General features: G+C 68.4%; 15 protein-coding genes. 8 read left to right on the forward strand and 7 right to left on the reverse strand.

The features are described 5' to 3' along the window. Window positions 1-41 precede the first annotated feature (41 nt). A complete protein-coding gene (locus ACO2SS_RS10350; protein WP_423277560.1) occupies window positions 42-1,256 on the reverse strand; it encodes a deoxyguanosinetriphosphate triphosphohydrolase in 1,215 nt (404 codons plus the stop codon). A 72-nt stretch (window positions 1,257-1,328) separates the two neighbouring features. On the opposite strand from ACO2SS_RS10350, the gene erpA reads away from it, so the two are divergent. Together erpA and ACO2SS_RS10360 are read left to right on the forward strand one after the other, a co-directional pair. Continuing rightward, the gene (gene erpA / locus ACO2SS_RS10355; RefSeq protein WP_423277817.1) at window positions 1,329-1,670 is read left to right on the forward strand and encodes an iron-sulfur cluster insertion protein ErpA; all 342 of its coding nucleotides are present in this window, start codon (window positions 1,329-1,331) and stop codon (window positions 1,668-1,670) included. Window positions 1,671-1,717: 47 nt separating this feature from the next. Continuing rightward, window positions 1,718-3,793 (forward strand): hypothetical protein, encoded by a 2,076-nt coding sequence (locus ACO2SS_RS10360; protein ID WP_423277561.1) that lies wholly within the window; start codon window positions 1,718-1,720, stop codon window positions 3,791-3,793. 4 nt (window positions 3,794-3,797) lie between these two features. On the opposite strand, the gene ACO2SS_RS10365 is transcribed toward ACO2SS_RS10360, so the two are convergent. Continuing rightward, window positions 3,798-6,095, reverse strand: a complete 2,298-nt coding sequence (locus ACO2SS_RS10365) for an NADP-dependent malic enzyme (protein WP_423277562.1) — start codon at window positions 6,093-6,095, stop codon at window positions 3,798-3,800. 105 nt (window positions 6,096-6,200) lie between these two features. Between ACO2SS_RS10365 and ACO2SS_RS10370 the strand changes: the two genes are divergently transcribed. After that, on the forward strand, window positions 6,201-6,824 hold the full coding sequence (locus tag ACO2SS_RS10370) for a CatB-related O-acetyltransferase (RefSeq protein ID WP_423277563.1): 624 nt from the start codon (window positions 6,201-6,203) through the stop codon (window positions 6,822-6,824). Here ACO2SS_RS10370 and ACO2SS_RS10375 read toward each other — a convergent pair. Both ACO2SS_RS10375 and ACO2SS_RS10380 read right to left on the reverse strand, forming a co-directional pair. Next, window positions 6,796-7,884, reverse strand: a complete 1,089-nt coding sequence (locus ACO2SS_RS10375; protein ID WP_423277564.1) for an acyltransferase family protein — start codon at window positions 7,882-7,884, stop codon at window positions 6,796-6,798. The two genes, ACO2SS_RS10370 and ACO2SS_RS10375, sit on opposite strands and share 29 nt — an antisense overlap. Beyond that, window positions 7,884-8,777, reverse strand: a complete 894-nt coding sequence (locus ACO2SS_RS10380; RefSeq protein WP_423277565.1) for a glycosyltransferase family 2 protein — start codon at window positions 8,775-8,777, stop codon at window positions 7,884-7,886. The genes ACO2SS_RS10375 and ACO2SS_RS10380 overlap by 1 nt, the downstream gene beginning before the upstream one ends. A 314-nt stretch (window positions 8,778-9,091) precedes the next feature. Between ACO2SS_RS10380 and ACO2SS_RS10385 the strand changes: the two genes are divergently transcribed. Genes ACO2SS_RS10385 through ACO2SS_RS10395 form a run of 3 tightly spaced genes read left to right on the forward strand, consistent with a single transcriptional unit; the run spans window position 9,092 to window position 13,004 of the window. Next, window positions 9,092-10,339 (forward strand): branched-chain amino acid ABC transporter permease, encoded by a 1,248-nt coding sequence (locus tag ACO2SS_RS10385; RefSeq protein ID WP_423277566.1) that lies wholly within the window; start codon window positions 9,092-9,094, stop codon window positions 10,337-10,339. Further along, window positions 10,336-11,583 carry a threonine ammonia-lyase gene (locus ACO2SS_RS10390; protein WP_423277567.1) on the forward strand — a complete coding sequence of 416 codons (1,248 nt, stop codon included), beginning with the start codon at window positions 10,336-10,338 and terminating at the stop codon, window positions 11,581-11,583. The genes ACO2SS_RS10385 and ACO2SS_RS10390 overlap by 4 nt, the downstream gene beginning before the upstream one ends. Before the next feature lie 11 nt (window positions 11,584-11,594). After that, the gene (locus ACO2SS_RS10395) at window positions 11,595-13,004 is read left to right on the forward strand and encodes an amidase (protein ID WP_423277568.1); all 1,410 of its coding nucleotides are present in this window, start codon (window positions 11,595-11,597) and stop codon (window positions 13,002-13,004) included. On the opposite strand, the gene ACO2SS_RS10400 is transcribed toward ACO2SS_RS10395, so the two are convergent. Beyond that, window positions 13,005-14,033 (reverse strand): histone deacetylase family protein, encoded by a 1,029-nt coding sequence (locus ACO2SS_RS10400; RefSeq protein WP_423277569.1) that lies wholly within the window; start codon window positions 14,031-14,033, stop codon window positions 13,005-13,007. A 171-nt stretch (window positions 14,034-14,204) separates the two neighbouring features. Between ACO2SS_RS10400 and ACO2SS_RS10405 the strand changes: the two genes are divergently transcribed. Together ACO2SS_RS10405 and ACO2SS_RS10410 are read left to right on the forward strand one after the other, a co-directional pair. After that, a complete protein-coding gene (locus ACO2SS_RS10405; protein WP_423277570.1) occupies window positions 14,205-15,176 on the forward strand; it encodes an MBL fold metallo-hydrolase in 972 nt (323 codons plus the stop codon). A 139-nt stretch (window positions 15,177-15,315) separates the two neighbouring features. Beyond that, complete coding sequence (locus tag ACO2SS_RS10410) at window positions 15,316-16,089, forward strand: NAD kinase (RefSeq protein WP_423277571.1); 774 nt, start codon at window positions 15,316-15,318, stop codon at window positions 16,087-16,089. On the opposite strand, the gene ACO2SS_RS10415 is transcribed toward ACO2SS_RS10410, so the two are convergent. Then, window positions 16,086-17,300, reverse strand: a complete 1,215-nt coding sequence (locus tag ACO2SS_RS10415) for a DUF2336 domain-containing protein (protein WP_423277572.1) — start codon at window positions 17,298-17,300, stop codon at window positions 16,086-16,088. The genes ACO2SS_RS10410 and ACO2SS_RS10415 overlap by 4 nt on opposite strands. After that, a complete protein-coding gene (locus ACO2SS_RS10420; protein WP_423277573.1) occupies window positions 17,266-18,324 on the reverse strand; it encodes a lytic transglycosylase domain-containing protein in 1,059 nt (352 codons plus the stop codon). Before ACO2SS_RS10420 ends, ACO2SS_RS10415 begins: the two co-directional genes overlap by 35 nt. Window positions 18,325-18,419 lie beyond the last annotated feature (95 nt).

Genomic DNA, 18,419 nt, shown 5'->3' on the forward strand with positions numbered 1-18,419 from the left:
TAGCAACCGGCGCCCTCGCTGTCACGTGACGCACCGCACCATCAGGCGATCCGGAGATCCGGAGTCGTCGGGAACAGCCTGCGATGCTCGTGGATCGCATAGCGGTCCGTCATTCCGGCGATGTAGTCCGACACGCGCCTGGCGAGCCTCGACTCGGACGCCCCCTCCAGGTCGTGGCACCAGTCTCCCGGCAGAAGCGACGGCTCGCGCATCAGCCGGGAGAAAAGGTCGCGGACGATCGTCTCCGCATCCTGCCGCACGGACATGAGCCGCGGGTGCTTGTAGAGCTTCGGAAACAGAAAGGCCTTGAGAGACCGGTCCGCCTCCGCCATCGCGGTCGAGAACCCGACCATCGGGCGCGTGGCCTGACGGATGTCCTCCACGGTCGCCGGCGCGAGTTCCTGGATTCGCGTCGCGCTCTCGGCCAGAACGTCCTCGACGAAGCGTGTGATCACTCGCCGAGTGAGTTCGTGCGTGCGGCGAGGCGCATCCAGCCCCGGCGCTACGGCATCGACCTCCTGCAGGAGCTCTTCGAGGAAAGGCACCGACCGGAGTTCCTCCGCATCGAGTATCCCCGCCCGGAGCCCGTCGTCGATGTCGTGGGCATTGTAGGCGATGTCATCGGCGATCGCGGCCGCCTGCGCCTCGGCCGAGGCGTGGCTGCCTAGACCGAGCGGGTACGCGGCCTCGAATTCGAGGATCGCAAGCGGAACGCCACGCTCCTCGTAGCGGCCCGTCGGCTGACCGTCCGGCCCGAGCAGGGGGCCGTTGTGTTTCACCAATCCCTCGAGCGTTTCGAAGGCCAGGTTGAGCCCGTCATAGGCGGCATAGCGCCGCTCGAGGCGGGTCACGATGCGCAGAGCCTGCGCGTTGTGATCGAAGCCGCCGAAGGGCCCGAGGCAGGCATCGAGGGCATCCTCGCCCGTATGGCCGAACGGGGTGTGGCCGAGATCGTGGGACAGGGCGACTGCTTCGGCCAGATCCTCGTCGAGCCCCAGGGATCGTGTGAGGGCGCGGGCGATCTGGCTGACCTCGAGCGTATGGGTCAGGCGGGTCCGGAAATGATCCCCCTCGTGGTGGATGAAGACCTGGGTCTTATGCGTGAGCCGCCGGAACGCCGTCGAATGGATGATGCGGTCGCGGTCGCGCTGGAACTCGGATCGGGTCGGGGACGCCCGTTCCGGGTGGAGCCGCCCACGGCTCTCCCCTGGGTGGCATGAATAGGCTGCGCGCCAGCGCTCGCCGTGAAGCAGCACGGGGTGATCCGGGTTGCGGGGGTTCCTGCGGGCCCTTACCTTGTGCGCAAGACGAACCGCAAGCGCGACGCCATGACTCTACAGGCTTCCGACGAGATCAGACTGACCGAGAGCGCGGCCCGGCGGATCGGAGAGATCCTGGCCGGCGAACCGTCCGGCTCGATGCTCCGCATCAGCGTGAACGGTGGGGGCTGCTCCGGCTTCCAGTACGGCTTCGACATCGACCACAACCCCCGGCCGGACGACGTAATCGTAGAGCGGAACGGCGCCGCCGTCCTCGTGGACGAGACCTCCCTTCAGTTCCTGAAGGGCTCGGTCGTCGATTTCGTGGACGATCTCATCGGCCAGTCGTTCAAGATCGAGAACCCGCAGGCGACATCGTCCTGCGGCTGCGGTACATCCTTCTCCATCTGAGATCCCGGCCAGCACCGGCCGGGCACATTTCCCCGTCGGAGAGCATCATGAGCGGGTCCGGACAGGTCTTCCGGGGCATGCGGCACGGCCTGCTTGCCGGAATCTGCGCGGCTGGGCTCTGGTCTCCGGACGTGAGCGCCGCGAGCGACGGGCTGCGGCTCGCCCAGGCCGGGATGATGTCGTCGCAGCCGAGAAGCGGCCCGGCGGCGCCTCCCAGTACGCCGCCTGCCGGCCCCGGCGGCTTGTCCAACCGACCAGCGGCTCCACCTGCCACCCCAGCCATGCCGGGGTTGCGGCCGGATGTCGTTCAGCAAGGTGCGGGACCTTCGATCGTCGCTCCACGCCCGCCCGCCAGCATCGTGCAACCGCCGGCCGCGGCATCGGTCGCCCCAGCCCCGGCAGGCGCTGCAGAGGCGGCTCCATCCGGCCCCTTCGCTGTTGCCCAGACGCCGGAAGGCTACAGGGCGTCGAATCTCCGCTTCGTCGCGGGGCCATCGACCTACGTCATCCCGACCGCCGAGATCCGCGGATCGAGCCTCTCACGTGACGAGCTTTCCCGGCTTCTCGACCCGGCATCGCCTGCTTCCTTGGCGGAGCGCGTAGCGGGGCTTCGGGCGGATGAGATCGTCATTCCCGAACTCCGCACCGAAACCGGCATCGGGCCCGGGCGCCAAAGTGCCGTCTATCGCGATATCCGCCTCTCCGGCGTCGCCTCGGGCAGGATCGAGAAGGCGACCGGCGGGAACGGCAGCTTCGACGGGACCTCGCCGGACGGCCCGTCCCGCGGAGCATTCGCCCGCATGGACATGGGCGACATCGACGCCGCGCTGATGGTGTCCCTGCTCGACAAAGCTCCACCTGGGACAAGCCCCGAGCTGAAGCGGATCTACGGGTCGGTCGCAATCGAGAGCCTGACCAGCGAAGGCCCGAAGGGCAACCGGTCGCGCATCGCCCGGCTCGCAGGACGAGACTTCCGGGCGCGTCCTACCCGCGATGGCTGGCTGGCGACCGCAAACGCGTTCGCCGGGCACACGGACCTGAACACGGCGCCCCCGGCGGAGCGCAGCCGTGTTGTGGGCGCGATGGTCGATCTCTTCGAGGCCTTCGAGGTCGGCGCGCTCGAGGCGACGGGGATCGAATTCTCGGATGCCGACAAAAAGGAGACAGCGGGTCGCATCAGCCGCATCGCCTATACGGGCGGCGGCAGCCCGGGCGAGTTCCGCGTGGAAGGCTTCGAGGCCGGCGGTGAGGACGGCGGCATCCGCATCGCGAATTTCAGCGTAGGGGGCATCTCCCTGTCGCCGATGCTGAGCGCGGCACGCGAGCTCGCCGGCAAGACCGCGGAGCTGACGCCGGCCGAGATCCGTCGCCTCGTCCCCGTGATCGGATCGGTCCGAATGAGCGGGATCGAAGTCAACACGAAGGGCGATGCCCCCAAGGGCGAAGCTCCGATGCGCATCACGCTCGCATCTCTCGAACTCCTCGCCGACAACCTCGTCGACGGGGTTCCGACGGACCTCCGGTTGAGCTTGCGCAACCTCTCCGTTCCCCTTGAGGCTGCCGCGAGGAATGAGACGGCGAGGCCGCTCGCCGCCCTCGGCTACGACAAGATCGATGCTTCGCTGACCGCAAATCTCGGCTGGGAAGCACCCGGTCAGGAACTCGTTATCCGCGAACTTTCCGCGGAAGGCGCCGGAATGGGCCGGCTTCTCGTCCGCGGTGTCGTGGGCAACCTGTCGAAGGACGCGTTCAGTCCGGACGAGGCGCTGGCCGTCGTGGCATGGATGAGCGCCACCGCCCGTTCGCTCGAAGTCATCGTCCAGAATGCCGGGCTTTTCGAGAAGCTCCTCGCCGCCCAGGCGGCTGAGAAGAAGCGGAGCGTCGACGAGCTGCGGCGCGAATACGGAATGATGGCGGCGGTCGCCGTACCGGTCATGCTCGGCAATTCCGCCGCCGCAAAGGCTGTCGGCCAGGCCGTCGCGCGGTTCGTGGCGAAGCCCGGCCGTCTCGTGATCGAGGCCCGAGCCCGCGATGCCGCAGGGCTCGGCGTCGCCGATTTCGCCGCCGCGCCGGATCCGACCGCGCTGCTCGACAAGCTCGATCTCAGCGCGTCGGCCGAGTAGCCGTTCAGTCTTCGTCCTGGCGCGGCATCCTGGTCTGCGCCTCGACCACAGCGACGGCCGTCAGGTTCACGATGCCCCGCGCCGTGACAGATGGCGTCAGGATATGGGCCGGCTTGGCCGGCCCGATAAGGATCGGCCCAACCGGCAGCGCATCGGCCAGCACCTTCACGAGCTGAAGCGAGATGTTGGCCGCATCGAGGTTCGGCATGATCAGGACGTTGGCCTCACCCTTCAGCGTCGAGGTCGGATTCACGCGGTCGCGGATCGGCTGAAGAAGAGCCGTATCGGCAGCCATCTCGCCGTCGACCACCAGGCCCATGGCCTGTGCCTGGATCAGGCCGAGGGCCTTCTGCATCTTGCGCGCCGAAGCCGTGTCGGCAGACCCGAAATCCGAGTGCGACAGGAGCGCGACCCGGGGCTCGATGCCGAACCGGCGCACATGGCTTGCGCAGGCGATCGTCATGTCCGCGAGTTCCTCAGCCGTCGGGTCCGCGGTGACGTGCGTGTCGGCGAGGAAGTAGGCGCCCTTCGATGTGATCAGGAGGCTCATGGCCGCCATCTGTCGGGCGCCGGGCGCGAGCCCGAGGATGTTCGAGATATGGCGCAGGTTCGACTGGAAGCGCCCTTCCAGGCCGCAGATCAGCGCGTCGGCATCCCCGCGGCGAACCGCCACTGCGCCGATGACCGTCGAGTTCGTGCGGACGAGCGTCCTGGCCGCATCCGGCGTGATCCCCTTCCGGCCGGCCGCCTCGAGGTAGGTCGAGACGTAGTCGCGGTACCTTGGGTCGTCCTCGGGATTGATGAGATCGAACTCGCGACCGATCTCCATCGAGAGGCCGAAGCGCTTGAGCCGCGTCTCGACCACGGATGGCCGGCCGATGAGAATCGGCTTTGCGATCCCCTCCTCCACCACGGCCTGGACAGCGCGCAGAACGCGCTCGTCCTCGCCTTCGGCATAGATCACGCGCTTCGGGTGCTCCCGGGCCGCCGTGAAGAGCGGCTTCATGATGAAGCCGGACCGGAAGACGAAGCGGCCGAGCGATTCCGCATAGGCCCGGAGGTCCGACAGCGGCTTCCGGGCGACGCCCGTATCCATCGCGGCCTTTGCGACCGCAGGTGCGATGCGCAGGATGAGGCGCGGATCGAACGGGCTCGGAATCAGGCTGTCGGGCCCGAACGGCCGCGCCTCGCCACCATAGGCCTGTGCCACGACATCCGACGGCGCCTCGCGGGCGAGCGCCGCGATCGCGTTCACGGCCGCCGCCTTCATCGCCTCGTTGATCGTCGAAGCCTCGACGTCCAGAGCGCCCCGAAAGATGTAGGGGAAGCAGAGGACGTTGTTGACCTGGTTCGGGAAGTCCGACCGCCCAGTGCAGATCAGCGCGTCCGGCCGCGCGCTCCGGGCGAGATCCGGCATGATCTCCGGCGTGGGATTGGCCAGCGCCATGATGAGCGGCGTCGGCGCCATCTGCTGCAGCATCTCGGGCTTGAGCACACCGCCGGCCGACAAGCCGATGAAGACGTCCGCACCCACGATGACCTCGGAAAGCGACCGCTTGTCGCTGCTCTGGGCATAGGGGGCCTTCCAGCGGTCCATCAGGACGTTCCGGCCCTCGTGGACGAGACCTTCGATATCCGTGACCCAGATGCTCTCGCGCTTTACCCCGAGCGAGACGAGGAGATTCAGGGTCGCCAGAGCCGCGGCACCGGCTCCCGAGGTCACGACCTTGATGTCGGCCAGCCGCTTGCCGGCCAGTTCCATGGCATTCACGACGGCCGCCGCGACGATGATGGCCGTGCCATGCTGATCGTCGTGGAAGACAGGTATCCCCATCCGCTCCTTCAGCCGCTCCTCGACGTCGAAGCACTCGGGGGCCTTGATGTCCTCGAGGTTGATGCCGCCGAAGGTCGGTTCGAGCGCCGCCACCACATCCACGAGGCGGTCGACGTCCTTCTCCGAGACCTCGATGTCGAAGACGTCGATCCCGGCGAATTTCTTGAAGAGGACGGCCTTGCCTTCCATCACGGGCTTGGAGGCGAGCGGGCCGATATCGCCCAGGCCGAGGACGGCCGTGCCGTTCGTGACCACGGCGACAAGGTTTTGCCGGGAAGTGAGATTGGCCGCCTCGGTGAAATCGGCGGCGATCGCCTCGCAGGCGGCCGCGACGCCGGGCGTGTAGGCAAGGGCTAGATCGCGCTGGTTGCCGAGCGGCTTCGTCGCCTGGATCTCGATTTTTCCAGGACGCGGGTTGCGGTGATAGAAAAGCGCACCCGACCGCAGGTCTTCCGTGACATCCGCCATCAGCCAATTCTCCTTCCGTCGCGAACGCTCGGAAATTCCATCTCCACCTACCGCCAATTCCGGGGTCTTTTCACCCCTGGCCGAAACCGGCGCCGTGGCACGCCCATGAACCTACGACACCGGCTGCGCAATTGGCGCAATCCCCATAACGCGACCGCCGTGCACCTCGCCCATCTTTCGCGTCGCTATGGCTTCTCGATCGGGTCTCACTCCTACGGCCGCCCGAAGGTGCGGTTCCCGGAGGCGGGCGCGAAGCTCACGATAGGTCGGTTCTGCTCCATAGCCGACAAGGTCGAGATCCTCCTCGGCGGGAATCACCGGACGGACTGGATCAGCACGTTCCCGTTCGCGGCCTTCCCCGAACTCTGGCCGGGAGCGGCTGCCACAGGCGCGGCCTACCAGGCCAGCCGCGGCGACGTCTCCATCGGGTCCGACGTCTGGCTCGGTTCAGGGGCCATGATCCTGTCGGGCGTGACGGTCGGCCATGGGGCTGTGGTCGGAGCCCATGCTGTCGTTGCGCGCGACGTGCCGCCCTACGCCGTGGTGGGCGGCAACCCGGCCCGCGTTCTCAGGACGCGGTTCAGCGACAGCCAGGTCGCCCTGCTCCTCGAGACGGCCTGGTGGGAGCTTCCCGATGCCGAGGTGGCCTCGATCCTGCCGCTCCTCGCCAGCGGGGAGGTCGAAGAACTCGCCGCCGCCGTCACGGCGCTGCGGGCTCGATCGTCTTGAGCGTGCGGCGCCCGAGCGTGCGCGCCTTCAAGGCAAGCGCCGGCGCCTCGACGAGCCGCCACGATGCCCAACCCGCAAGAAGCGCAAGGCCGAGCGATGGCCCGAGCAGCGTCCACGCGCCAGCCTCAGGCCAGAGCTGCCGAAAAGCCTGCTGGATGGGCCAGCCGTACAGATAGACGCCGTAGGAGAGGTCCTCCCGCAGGTCGAAGGCAGGACGGGCGAGCACCGGCGAGAAGGCGAGATAGATCGCGCCGTATGCCTCCGCCAGAAACAGCAGAGCGTGGTAGGCGGGGGTCGAGGAGAGCACAGCCGCGAGCAGGACGAGCGCGAGCGCTCCCTTCCCGGATAGCGGGATCCGATGCCGCCAGAGAAACAGGGCGGCCCCCGCAGCGAACAGGAAGGGCAGGCGCAACGCGGTCTGGACGCCCTTTGATGCGTCCGGCGAAACCCAATCGAGCATGAGGATGGCAAGGAGCAAGCCGCCGGCCAAGAGAGCCGCGGGCCAGCGCGAACGCAGAAGTCCGACGACACCGGCGGCGAGCACTCCCACGTAGCAGATCACCTCGTATTTGAGGGTCCATACCGTCCCCATCGGCATCCGGAAGGGGTTTTCGGCGAAGACCCCGGGGAGCGCGGCGTTGCTCTTGAAGGTCGTCAGCGTGCCCGTGACGAAGCGCCAGAGGCCGGAACTTGCCAGGTATTCTCCCAGGTCCAGCCGGGTCAGCGCGGCCCCGAGCGGGAGTGACACGATGAGCGTCGCCGCGATCAGTCCCGGGGCGATCCTCAGCGCACGGGCAATGACGTAGTCGCGCCAGCCGCGCCCGCAAAAGCTCATCGTGACCAGGAAGCCCGAGATGGCGAAGAAGCCGTTGACGGCGTGTTCGCCGAGGGTGAAGCCCGTGAGCCGCGTCAGGGGCTCGTCCTCGATCCGGCCCGAGACGACGCTGAACCCGTGGCTGACGACGACCGCCAGCGCCAGGCCGAGTCGCAATCCGGAAAACCCGTTCGCCGGGGCGTCGAGTGCCGCACCAATCGTCGGCCCGGCCCCGCGCCACCCCATCACCGCGTCTCCGACAGGCCTTGGCGCGCCAGGGCAGTGCGGCCTCTGAGAAAGGCCAGGGCTCCAGCGGCCGATCCAGCATACCGCTCGACGAGCGAGCGCCGGAGCGTCAGGCAGGCGAGCAAAGCTTTGGCGCCGTTCACCAGAACCATCTGGGCCGCTCCGGAAGGGAGACCGTATTTCCGTGACACATAGGCACGTGACCAGGCGAGGTGCCAGCGCGCCGTGAAGACACGACCCGGTCTTCTTTCGCTAGAGCCGCCCCGGAGGTGGCGTGCGACCGCGGAATGGACATGGACGAGTGCGTAGCCGGCATCTGCAACGCGGCGGCAGAGGTCGTCATCCTCGTAGAAGAGAAAGATCCGCTCGTCGAAGCCGCCGAGCCGCAGGAACAGCTCGCGCCTGATCATGAAGCAGGCGCCGGACAGGAACGGAGCGCAGCAATCGCCTTCCGGGAGGGAGCGCCGCCCGCCGGAATTCGGCAGGTAGGGTGGGATCAGAGAGCGCGGCTGGAAGAAAAATCGGCCATCCGGCTCGACGATCCGCGGCGCGAGAATCCCGGCATCCGGGTACCGCTTCGCCGCGTCCAGCAGCCGGTCGACCGTGCCGGGATCGAGAGCGACATCCGGATTGACGATCAGGAGCCAAGGCGAGCTCGCGGCCGCGGCGCCCCGGTTGTTGGCGCGGCCGTAGCCCTCGTTCACCCGGTTCCTGATGACCCGGGCGCCGCTATGCCGGGCGAGCTCGGCCGAGCCATCGGAGCTCGCATTGTCGACCACGATGGCGGGGAGCCGGTTCTCGTCCAGCGCCTCGATGCAGCCGCCGAGGACCTTCGCCGAATCGAAGGTAACCACGATCGCGACGACGTCGTCCTCGGATGATCGCGGCTGCAACACGTTCGGTCCCCATCGAAGCAGCGCTTCATCACCTCCGGACCCTCGAGGCCGGAAACGGAGCCCCCGCTTAGACGAAGAAACCGCCTCAGGTAATCTCGTGCCTTCCACGCAGTCGTTGCGACTCTTGTTTTCTCCGACCCGGACGAGTTTTGCCCCGCCCCTTTCCCGATGCTCGCCGCCAGCTACCTGCCTGGCCGCCCTCCGGGCCAGCGCCAGCCCGGTACGTTCGCTGGCTCCTCACTGCGGTGTTGCTCGGGCTGATCATGGGCTGCTCCTTTGCGGTCGACGCGGACCAGACGCGAATCTGCAGGATGTCGCTGCCGGCCCTCGAGGCGAGCGGAGCGCGGGTCCTGGTGCGCCAGGTGCTGCACGGGCGCGAGCCGAACACGGTCAGGATCAACTACCACGCGATCCGCCCTGAGGGAGGCCCCGCCCTCTCCCGCTTCGCCGTATGCCGCTTCGGCCCAGGTCTCTCCGTCGGCAAGGCCGAGCTCGTCGGGATCACTACCGATCGCGGCACGATCTCACCCGCAGCAATCTACCTTCTCCGACGGTATTACCTGGATACCCCTGACGCTCTGGAGGGCGACCCCGGCCCGGGAGAAGCCGCGGTCGCTCTCCCGGAGATCAACCACGGAATCGCCTACGCGGCCGAGCAGGTGCTCGTCGCCCTGCCTCGCGTCGCGATCTACGGGCTCCTCGCTGCCGCCTACGCGCTCGTTCTCGGCCTGGTCGGCCGCATCAATCTCGCCTTCGGCGAGCTTGCCGCAGTCGGAGCCGCCGCGATGGGGTTGGTGGTCGCAGCCCTGTCCATCGCGGGATCGGGCTCCATTCTGCCCAGCCTCGCCATCGGCCTCGCCGTCACCAGCATAACGGCCGCGCTGTATGGCGCGGTTGCCGGCCATGTCGCCTTCGTCATCATCCCGGCGAGGCGGAGCCAGGCGAGCCTCATCGCCACGATAGGCCTTTCGCTCGCTCTCATGGAGTATCTGCGCCTGGCAGGAGGCGCCACGCCGAACTGGATCCCCCCGGTCGGAGCGGAACCGTGGCTCCTCGCACGTGCAGGAAACTTCGTCGTGACGATCACGCCGATCTCGGTCCTGACGACCTTCGTGGGCCTCGCGGCGGCCGCCGGCCTCCTGGCGATCTTGCGCTTTTCCCGCTTCGGGCGGGAGTGGCGCTCGGCATCGGACGACCCGGGCGCGGCGGCGCTCTTCGGCGTGAACAACCTGCGGCTCGCCCTCGCCACTTTCGCGATCTCCGGCGCGCTGGCCGGGCTCGCGGGGGCTCTCGTGGCAATCCAATATGGAGCGCTCGGCTTCGCGGACGGTTTCCAGCTCGGGCTGAAGGCCCTTGCAGCGGCGATCCTGGGCGGGATCGGCTCCGTTCCGGGAGGGCTGGTCGGGGGGCTGGCGATCGGCCTATTCGAGACGCTATGGTCTGCGTACCTGCCCATCGAGGGGCGTGACCTCGCGGTGTATCTCCTGCTCATCCTGCTCATCACCTTGAGACCGGAGGGGCTGTTCGGCGCGACCCTGCCGCAAAAGGCTTCCTCTTGAGCCGGAACGAAGCCGCGATCGGCTTTGACGAGGTCAGGCGCGCGGCCGCCGTGATCGTCGGACAGGTCATCGCGACCCCGCTCATCCCCTCCCCGCGCCTTTCCGACCTGACCGGCGCGACTGTCTTCGTGAAGCACGAGAACATGCAGGCGACGGGCGCCTTCAAGGAGCGCGGCGCCCTGAACCGCCTGCTCGCGCTCACGGCCGACGAGCGGGCGCGGGGCGTCGTCGCCATGTCCGCCGGCAACCACGCCCAGGCGCTCGCCTACCATGCGGGCCGGCTGAGCATCCCGGCCACCATCGTGATGCCGGTCGGCACCCCGCTCGTTAAGGCGGAGAATACGCGCGGCCACGGCGCCGAGGTGCTCCTGGAGGGTGCGAACCTCTCCGAATCCGAGGACGTGGCCCGGCGTCTCTCGTGGAAGCGGGGCCTGACCCTTGTCCATCCCTACGACGATCCTCTCGTCATGGCAGGGCAGGGAACGATCGCGCTCGAAATGCTGGCAGCCTGCCCGGACCTCGACGACATCGTGGTGCCGATCGGCGGCGGGGGCCTGATCTCCGGCATCGCGGTCGCCGCGAAAGCGACCCGCCCGGATATCCGCATCGTCGGGGTCCAGGCCGCGCTCTATCCCTCCTGCGTCAACGCTCTTCGCGGGGAGGACGCCCCTATCGGTGGCGCAACGCTGGCGGAAGGCATCGCGGTCAAGAATGTCGGCCGCCTGACACTCCCCATCATCCGCGAGCTCGTGTCCGAGATCGTCCTCGTCGACGAACCCACCATCGAGCGCGCCGTGAATGCCTATGCCACCTTGTGCCGGACGATGGCCGAAGGGGCCGGTGCTGCGGGCCTGGCCGCGATGCTGTCTCGCCCTGACCTGTTCCAGGGGCGGCGGGTCGGCCTCGTGCTGTGCGGCGGGAACATCGACGCCCGGCTCCTCGCCTCCGTGATGGTGCGGGAGCTCGAGCGCGAGGATCGGATTGCCTCCTTCCGGATCACCTCGCCGGACAGGCCGGGCCTCCTGGGGGAGATCGCGTCGCGGCTTGGGCAGCTCGGCGCGAACATCCTGGAGGTGTCGCACGGACGCCTCTTCCTCGACGTACCCGCAAAGGGCGTTTCGGTGGACCTCACGATCGAGACCCGCAGCCGGGAGCACACGGCCGCGATCCTCGAGGCGCTCGCGAGCGAACAGCTCAACCCTCGCCGGATCGGGCCGGCCGGGCTGTCCGAAACCAACTTCTGAATGGGTACTCGATGAAGGACATCCTGTCGCTCGACGTCATGGCCCTGGTCTCCGCCTATCGCGAGCGGAAGCTTTCGCCCCGGGAGGCAATCGGGGCGGTCCTCGACGCCATCGACCGTGTGAACCCGGCCGTGAACGCGTTCTGCGTGGTCGACCGCGATGCCGCGCTCCAGGCTGCCGCCGCTTCCGAGAAGCGCTGGGGGGCGGGCAACCCATCAGGACCGCTCGATGGCGTGGCCTTCACCGTCAAGGACAACGTCGTCTGGACGGGGCATCCGACCCGCCGGGGCTCGAAGACAACCAACGACGCGCCCTCTCTCGACAACGCGCCATCGGTCGATCGTCTGCTCGAGGCCGGCGCGATCCCGGTCGGCAAGACCACGCTTCCCGAGTTCGGCTGGAAGGGTCTTGGGGACTCGCCATTGTACGGGCTGATCCGAAATCCCTGGGACACACGGATGACCACCGGCGGCTCGTCGGCGGGCGCGGGAGCGGCAGCTGCGCTCGGGCTCGGGCGCCTTCATATCGGGACGGATGGCGCTGGCTCGATCCGAATTCCGGCCTCCTTCTGCGGGATCTACGGGATCAAGCCGAGCTTCGGCCGCGTTCCGGCTCACCCGCCTTCTCCATTCGCCATCGTGTCGCATGTCGGCCCGATGACGCGCTCGGTCTCCGATGCCGCGATCATGCTCGGCACCATCGCGGCTCCCGATCCGCGCGACATGACCGCACTCGTCCCGCCCCCGCAGGACTATCTCGCCGGCCTGGAGCTCGGCGTCCGAGGCCTGAGGATCGCCTGGAGCCCCCGGCTGGGCTATGTCGAGACGCTGGATCCCGAGGTGGAGGAACTCACCGCAAAGGCCGCCCGCGTGTTCGAGGAACTTGGCGCAACGGTGGAGGAGCTGGATCCTGGCCTCGTCGACGCGATCGAAACGCTGGAAACCCTCTGGTACGTCGGGGCCTGGTCCGTCCTGCGCGGCATACCGGAAGCGCGCTGGAAGGATGTCGATCCCGGCTTCGTCGCTGTTGCCGAGAGCGGCCGCAGGATCCTCGGGGCCGACTTCGTCGCGGCGGCGAACGCCCGCGGGGCGCTCTACCTCGCCATGGAGCGCTTCCACGAGCAATACGACCTGCTGCTCACCCCAACCCTTGCGACGGCCTCGTTCGAGGTCGGCAACAATACGCCGCCGGACGGACGCTTCGGCCAGAACTGGATCGATTGGGCACCCTACAGCTTCCCGTTCAACCTGACGCTCCAGCCCGCGGCGACCGTGCCGTGCGGCTTCACCCAATCCGGGCTGCCGGTCGGCCTGCAGATTGTCGGCGCGATCCAGCGGGACGGGCAGGTGCTGCGCGCGTCGCGGGCCTTCGAAACGGCCCGGCCGTGGCCAGTCCTCGACGACCCGCGGATCAGGCACTGATCAGCGGCGGGCCTCCTCGAAGGCTCCGAGAAACGCCACGAGATTGCGCGGGAGCGCGTCGCACAGATAGCCTCCCTCCTGGACGAGAAGCGTCGTCGGATGCGCGGCGGCGATCATCCGTGCAGCCGCCGCGAACCCCTCGGTCGACACCTTGAACGCTCCGATCGGGTCATGCTCGGAGGCGTCGAAGCCGAGCGCAATGACGAGAGCCGCAGGAGAGAAGGCGGCCACCCTGCGCAAGCCTTCCCCGATGGCCTCCAGCCACACGCCGTCATGCGAGCCCTCCGCCAGCGGCAGGTTCAGGTTGGCCCCCTGCCCGGCCCCCTCCCCCGTCTCGTTGGCGTAGCCCGCGTAGAACGGAAAGTAGTTCGTAGGGTCGGCGTGGATCGACACCGTCAGGACGTCGCCTCGCCCGTAGAAAATTCCCTGCGTGCCGTTGCCGTGATGGACGTCGATATCGAGAATCGCGATCGGCCCGCTCGTCTTGGCGCGAAGGCGCTCGGCCGCGATTGCCGTGCTGTTCAGGAAGCAGAACCCGCCTGCGGAATCCGCATAGGCGTGATGGCCTGGCGGCCGGCACAGTGCGTAAGCGTGGCCGTGCTCGAGGGCCACATCGGCAGCCGAGACCGCTGCCTGCGCGCTGCCATTGATAGCCTCCCAGGTTCCGGCCCTGATCGGGGTCGAGGTATCGGCCATGTGGTAGCCGAGCAACCCGAGCAGGCCGGCCGGGCGAGCATGCATCTGCGGCCTGGCGAAGTGCCCGGTCAGGATCTCCTCGCCGACGCCGGGAAGCTCGTCCTTGCGGGTCCAGGCCGTCCGGAGCAGGTCGAGATAGCTGTCCGTGTGGACCGCACGCAGCGGCTCGAGCCCGTGGTCGACCGCATCGATGAGGCGGTGGCCGGCACCTTCGACCGCCCGCCGCAGGATCCAGTAGCGCTCCGCCTGCTCGGGGTGGCTGATCGTCTGCCCGCGTCGGAAGTAGCCGGACGGATCATGCAGGGAGACAGCCGGCGAATGGATCACAATCATGTTTAGCCAGTCCGAGTTGCGGCGCGACAGGTCCGCATGTCACGAATCTTCGAGCCACGGCAGTCGGAAAGCGGAATAGCCAGGTTTCGCCAGCCGTCATGCATGCGGTCGAATTCAGGAACGTCAGCCGACGACCGGCGACAATGGAGGGCGGAGATGTTGAACAGGCGCATGGTAATCAGTTCGGCCTCGATCGCCGCGGCCGGAATCGGCCTCGGCTCGGCTTCGGCCCAGACCGCAGCCACGCCTCCGGCAGGCGCCGCGGCTCCCACGGCCGGCCAGGCGCCGGGATTCTACCGGTACAAGATCGGCGATATCGAGATCACCGCGATCAATGACGGCTTCGCCATGCGGCCGCTGGAGGGCTTCGTCCGGAACGCCGAGCTAGCGGACGTCAAGAAGGCGATGGCGGAGGCATTCCTGCCGGACAACGCCCTCCCGATCACGTTCACGACCCTCGTCGTGAAGACCGGCGGCAAGACCGTGCTGATCGATACCGGGAACGGCGATTCCGGCGCGCCGACCTCCGGCCGCTGGATGGCCAACTTCCGGGCAGCCGGCTTCGACCCGGCCCAGGTCGACACCGTCCTGATCAGCCATTTCCACGGGGACCACATCAACGGCCTGCGCTTGAAGGACGGGAACGCCGTGTTTCCGAAAGCCGAAATCATGGTGCCCGAGACGGAGTGGGCCTTCTGGATGGATGACGCGAAGATGAACTCGGCGCCGGAGGGGCTCAAGGGCGGCTTCCAGAACGTCCGGCGCGTCTTCGGCCAGGTAGCGAAGGACGTGAAGCAGTTCCAGCCGGAGAAGGAACTGGTCTCCGGGATCAGCGCCGTCGCCGCCCCCGGACATACGCCTGGCCACGTGGCGTTCCGGATTGCCTCCGGGGGCAAGCAATTCCTGATGGTCTCGGACATCACGAACCACCCCGCGCTCTTCGTCCGCAACCCTGCCTGGGCCGCGGTCTTTGACATGGACGCGGAGAAGGCGCGAGAGACGCGCGTGAAGATGCTCGACATGGTGGCCGCCGACCGTACTCAGGTCGCCTTCTACCATGCGCCCTTCCCGGCCACGGGTCACATCCTCAAGGACGGCAGCGGCTTCCGCTTCGTGCCTGTCCAGTGGACGCCTGCCGTCTGAGCGCCAAACCTGCGCGGGCCCTTGTTGCCCGCGCAGGCTTCTACCTCCCTGGTTCCAAGCGGCGCGGGGCTCGTATAAAGGCAGCCGTTCCGCTGCATCGCAGCGCCGGGCTTGAGCCCTCCTGACCAGAGCGGGACCGATGATGGGCCGGGAGATGACGATCGCCTTCGTGGCGAGCCCGACGCCTGATGCCCAGGCCGCCTCCAGGGAGATGGCGTCCCGCTACCCTCACGTGTCGCCCGAACAGGCCGACGTCATCGTCGCGCTCGGAGGCGATGGCCTGATGCTGCAGAGCCTCCACCGCTTCATGGGACAGGCGAAGCCCGTCTACGGCATGAACAAGGGCTCGGTCGGCTTCCTGATGAACGAGTTCAAGCCGGACGGGCTGATGGAGCGGCTGAGCGCGGCCCAGCGCAGCGTCGTCCACCCGCTCCTGATGGATGCGCGCGACATCGAGGGGAAGAGTCACAAGGCCTACGCGATCAACGAGGTCTCGATGCTTCGCCAGACTCACCAGGCCGCCAAGCTGAGAGTCGAGGTCGACGGGAAGATCCGGCTCCAGGAGCTCGTGGCGGACGGGCTTCTGGTAGCGACCCCGTTCGGCTCCACAGCCTACAACCTTTCGGTGAACGGCCCGATCCTGCCGCTGAACGCGCCCCTGCTCGCCCTGACCCCCATCTCGGCATTTCGCCCCCGGCGGTGGCGCGGCGCCCTGCTTCCCGACCGGGCCAGGATCACCATCACGGTCATCGACCCCGACTTGCGTCCCGTGAGCGCCGTCGCCGACCACACCGAGTTCAGGAAGGTCGCCTGCGTCAGCGCCTCGATGGATACGAGCATCGAGCTCGTGATGCTCCACGACCCCGGGCACGGCCTCGAGGAGCGCATCCTCGTTGAGCAGTTCGGCTACTAGGCCGCCAGGGCCGAACGGGGTTCCGGGCCCTCGAGCAGCATCTCGGGCGCGTGGCGCATGACGATGTCCAGCGCGGCATCGTCCGCGAGATCGCTTGCGATCCGGCGTGCCTCCTCGCGGGCCGCCTCCACCTCGAAGCGGCGCAGAAGCGCGACCAGCCGGCCGGTCTGATCGGGCGGCAGATGTCCGCAGGCAGCGAGCGCCCGCTCGATCACCGCGCGCGATAGCCTTGCGCCCCTCGGCTGTCCTGAGGCTTGCCCTTCCCGCCAGGCTTGCAGCGCCGCCTCGAAGGCAGGACGGAGCGTTGGCGGCAGGCCTGCCTTCGCGAACATCGCCCGAAAACCCTGCCCGCCGGCTTCCCGGCAAAAGGCCTCGACCCGCTTCGGCGAAAGCTCGGTCAGCTCGCAGAACGCGGCCTCCACGAAGCCGATCTCCCCCGAGAGGATCGCCCGCAGGATCAAGGCGGGGGTGAGTTGATCGGAGTTGCGCAAGTGAGCTACGAGCCGGCTGACATCCTCCCGCTCCGAGCGGGCCGAGAGGGCCACCGTCGTGCTCTCCCGGGCTTCCCGCGCGATCCGTCCGGACCGCTCCGGGCTGAGCCAGCCGCACCCGACCACGAAGCTCTCGAGCGAGCGGGCGAGCGCCGCCGCGATCGCCTGAGCGACGTCGACCGGCAGGTCTGGCCGGCCGAGCAACGCCTCGCGCAGCGGGGCATGGTCCCCGTGGCGCTCCAGGATCCTGCACAGGGTCGAATGGGCGATCTCGGCGCCGGGATTGGCCGCGAGCCTGACCAGAGGCGCCGGGCGCCCGATCTCACCGAGGGCGGCGGACACCGAGACGGAGACCGTCAGGCGGCTAGCGATCGCGCATTGCATTCCTTCGTCGCCGACGGCCGCGGCATCGACGAGGTCGGCGTCGATGAGCACCGGAGAGCGCGCGAGAACCAGCTGCGCGACCTCTGCCACATCGCTCGACAGCGCCACGATGATGTGGCGCGGGGCGTCATGCGCAGCGGCCAGGCTCTCCGCCATGGCGCGCCGGACGATCGGCGCGGGATCGTCGAGCATCGCGGTGAGCGCCGTCTCCGCCTCCCACCGGTCGGACTCCGACAGGTCCGAATAAAGGAACGCCTTCGCAAGGGCGGCTGTCGCCTCCGCCCGATGCCCGGGCGATGCGCTACGCGCCCAGAGAAGGAAGCGGCGAACGATCATGGAGGATGGCCTGGGGTGGCAGGGCACTCGGGTTCCGCGCGGCTGCCGGGTTGGCGGTTGCCTTGGGACGCGGCGGCGGAAGAGGAACATTGGCCGGGCCGACCGCGGCTTCGGCCGGCGCGGGCGATACAGCGGCCGGGACGGGCTCCGCCTCGATCGCGGCGCTCTGCATTCCGTTCGCCTTCGGAAAGAAGGCGACGGTTGGCGCCGCCTGGCTGGCCTGGGCTCGGTTCACCTGCCACAGCTTCGCGACGGCATCGGAGACTGGCCCGGTCCTGGCATCGGTCCGGAAGAGGCCAAGCAGCGGCGGCCCATCGCCGGTGCGTGTGACGGCCGGGCGCCCTGTCGCCGTGACGGTACGCGGCGCTGCCGCGGCCATGGGAGGCGGGCCGGCGGGCGCGGCGGCACCGAGCATTGCATATAGCTCGCCCGCACCGCGCGGCTTGCCGGCCCTGTCGAAGAAGATGGTCCGGTTCGCGGCAGCGGCTTCCGGCATGTCCTGCGCGAGCGGCCGGGATGGCTCGCTCCGGGCAGCCCGGATCAGGTCGCGTGCGCCTCGCGCGCCGAGGAGATGAGCCATGTAGAGCTCGCTGCCCGTCGGCTCGCGGCCGGTCGCCGCCGTGAGGGCTTCCCGGTTCTGCTGCGTCAGTGCCCCGGCCATCATGGAGGCCAGTCGCGGGTCTTCCCGCAGCTTCAGGATGTTTTCGCGCATCGCGCCGTCCGGGACGGCATAGCCGCCTTCGCCTCGGGACGTGATCGCCGAAGCCAGATCCGACAGGCCGAGCTTGCCGCCCTCGCTCTTCATTAGGCCCAGCCAGGTCTGCTCGATGAACTGGAACAGGCCGGTAGCCGACGATGTCGGCGCCTTCGCGCCCGGATCGAGCGCCGATTCGCGCTGGGCGGTGCTCAAGAGATACTCGAAGCTCGTACCCGTCTGCTCCGCGCCCTGGCGGATCGCCTCTACGACGGGCGTCGGCGCGGGAGCGCTCGCGCGGGGCTCGGCGGGCGTCGTGAAGAGGAACATCGAACGGGAGCGAGGCCTCGAGGAGGAGGCGCGCAGGTTGCCGCGCTTATGGTAAACGAAGCCTCAACCCGCGGCGCGTGGTCAGGCCGGGACTG

The organism is Enterovirga sp. CN4-39, from assembly GCF_049446235.1.
In the GTDB taxonomy this organism is placed as follows: Bacteria; Pseudomonadota; Alphaproteobacteria; order Rhizobiales; family Beijerinckiaceae; genus Enterovirga.

What these genes read in the sequence shown, in the direction of transcription:
- erpA (WP_423277817.1), top strand. Translation starts at nt 1,329, where the DNA reads ATGACTCTACAGGCTTCCGACGAGATCAGACTGACCGAGAGCGCGGCC.
- ACO2SS_RS10360 (WP_423277561.1), top strand. Translation starts at nt 1,718, where the DNA reads ATGAGCGGGTCCGGACAGGTCTTCCGGGGCATGCGGCACGGCCTGCTT.
- ACO2SS_RS10365 (WP_423277562.1), bottom strand. Translation starts at nt 6,095, where the DNA reads ATGGCGGATGTCACGGAAGACCTGCGGTCGGGTGCGCTTTTCTATCAC.
- ACO2SS_RS10370 (WP_423277563.1), top strand. Translation starts at nt 6,201, where the DNA reads ATGAACCTACGACACCGGCTGCGCAATTGGCGCAATCCCCATAACGCG.
- ACO2SS_RS10375 (WP_423277564.1), bottom strand. Translation starts at nt 7,884, where the DNA reads ATGGGGTGGCGCGGGGCCGGGCCGACGATTGGTGCGGCACTCGACGCC.
- ACO2SS_RS10385 (WP_423277566.1), top strand. Translation starts at nt 9,092, where the DNA reads ATGTCGCTGCCGGCCCTCGAGGCGAGCGGAGCGCGGGTCCTGGTGCGC.
- ACO2SS_RS10395 (WP_423277568.1), top strand. Translation starts at nt 11,595, where the DNA reads ATGAAGGACATCCTGTCGCTCGACGTCATGGCCCTGGTCTCCGCCTAT.
- ACO2SS_RS10400 (WP_423277569.1), bottom strand. Translation starts at nt 14,033, where the DNA reads ATGATTGTGATCCATTCGCCGGCTGTCTCCCTGCATGATCCGTCCGGC.
- ACO2SS_RS10405 (WP_423277570.1), top strand. Translation starts at nt 14,205, where the DNA reads ATGGTAATCAGTTCGGCCTCGATCGCCGCGGCCGGAATCGGCCTCGGC.
- ACO2SS_RS10410 (WP_423277571.1), top strand. Translation starts at nt 15,316, where the DNA reads ATGATGGGCCGGGAGATGACGATCGCCTTCGTGGCGAGCCCGACGCCT.
- ACO2SS_RS10415 (WP_423277572.1), bottom strand. Translation starts at nt 17,300, where the DNA reads ATGATCGTTCGCCGCTTCCTTCTCTGGGCGCGTAGCGCATCGCCCGGG.
- ACO2SS_RS10420 (WP_423277573.1), bottom strand. Translation starts at nt 18,324, where the DNA reads ATGTTCCTCTTCACGACGCCCGCCGAGCCCCGCGCGAGCGCTCCCGCG.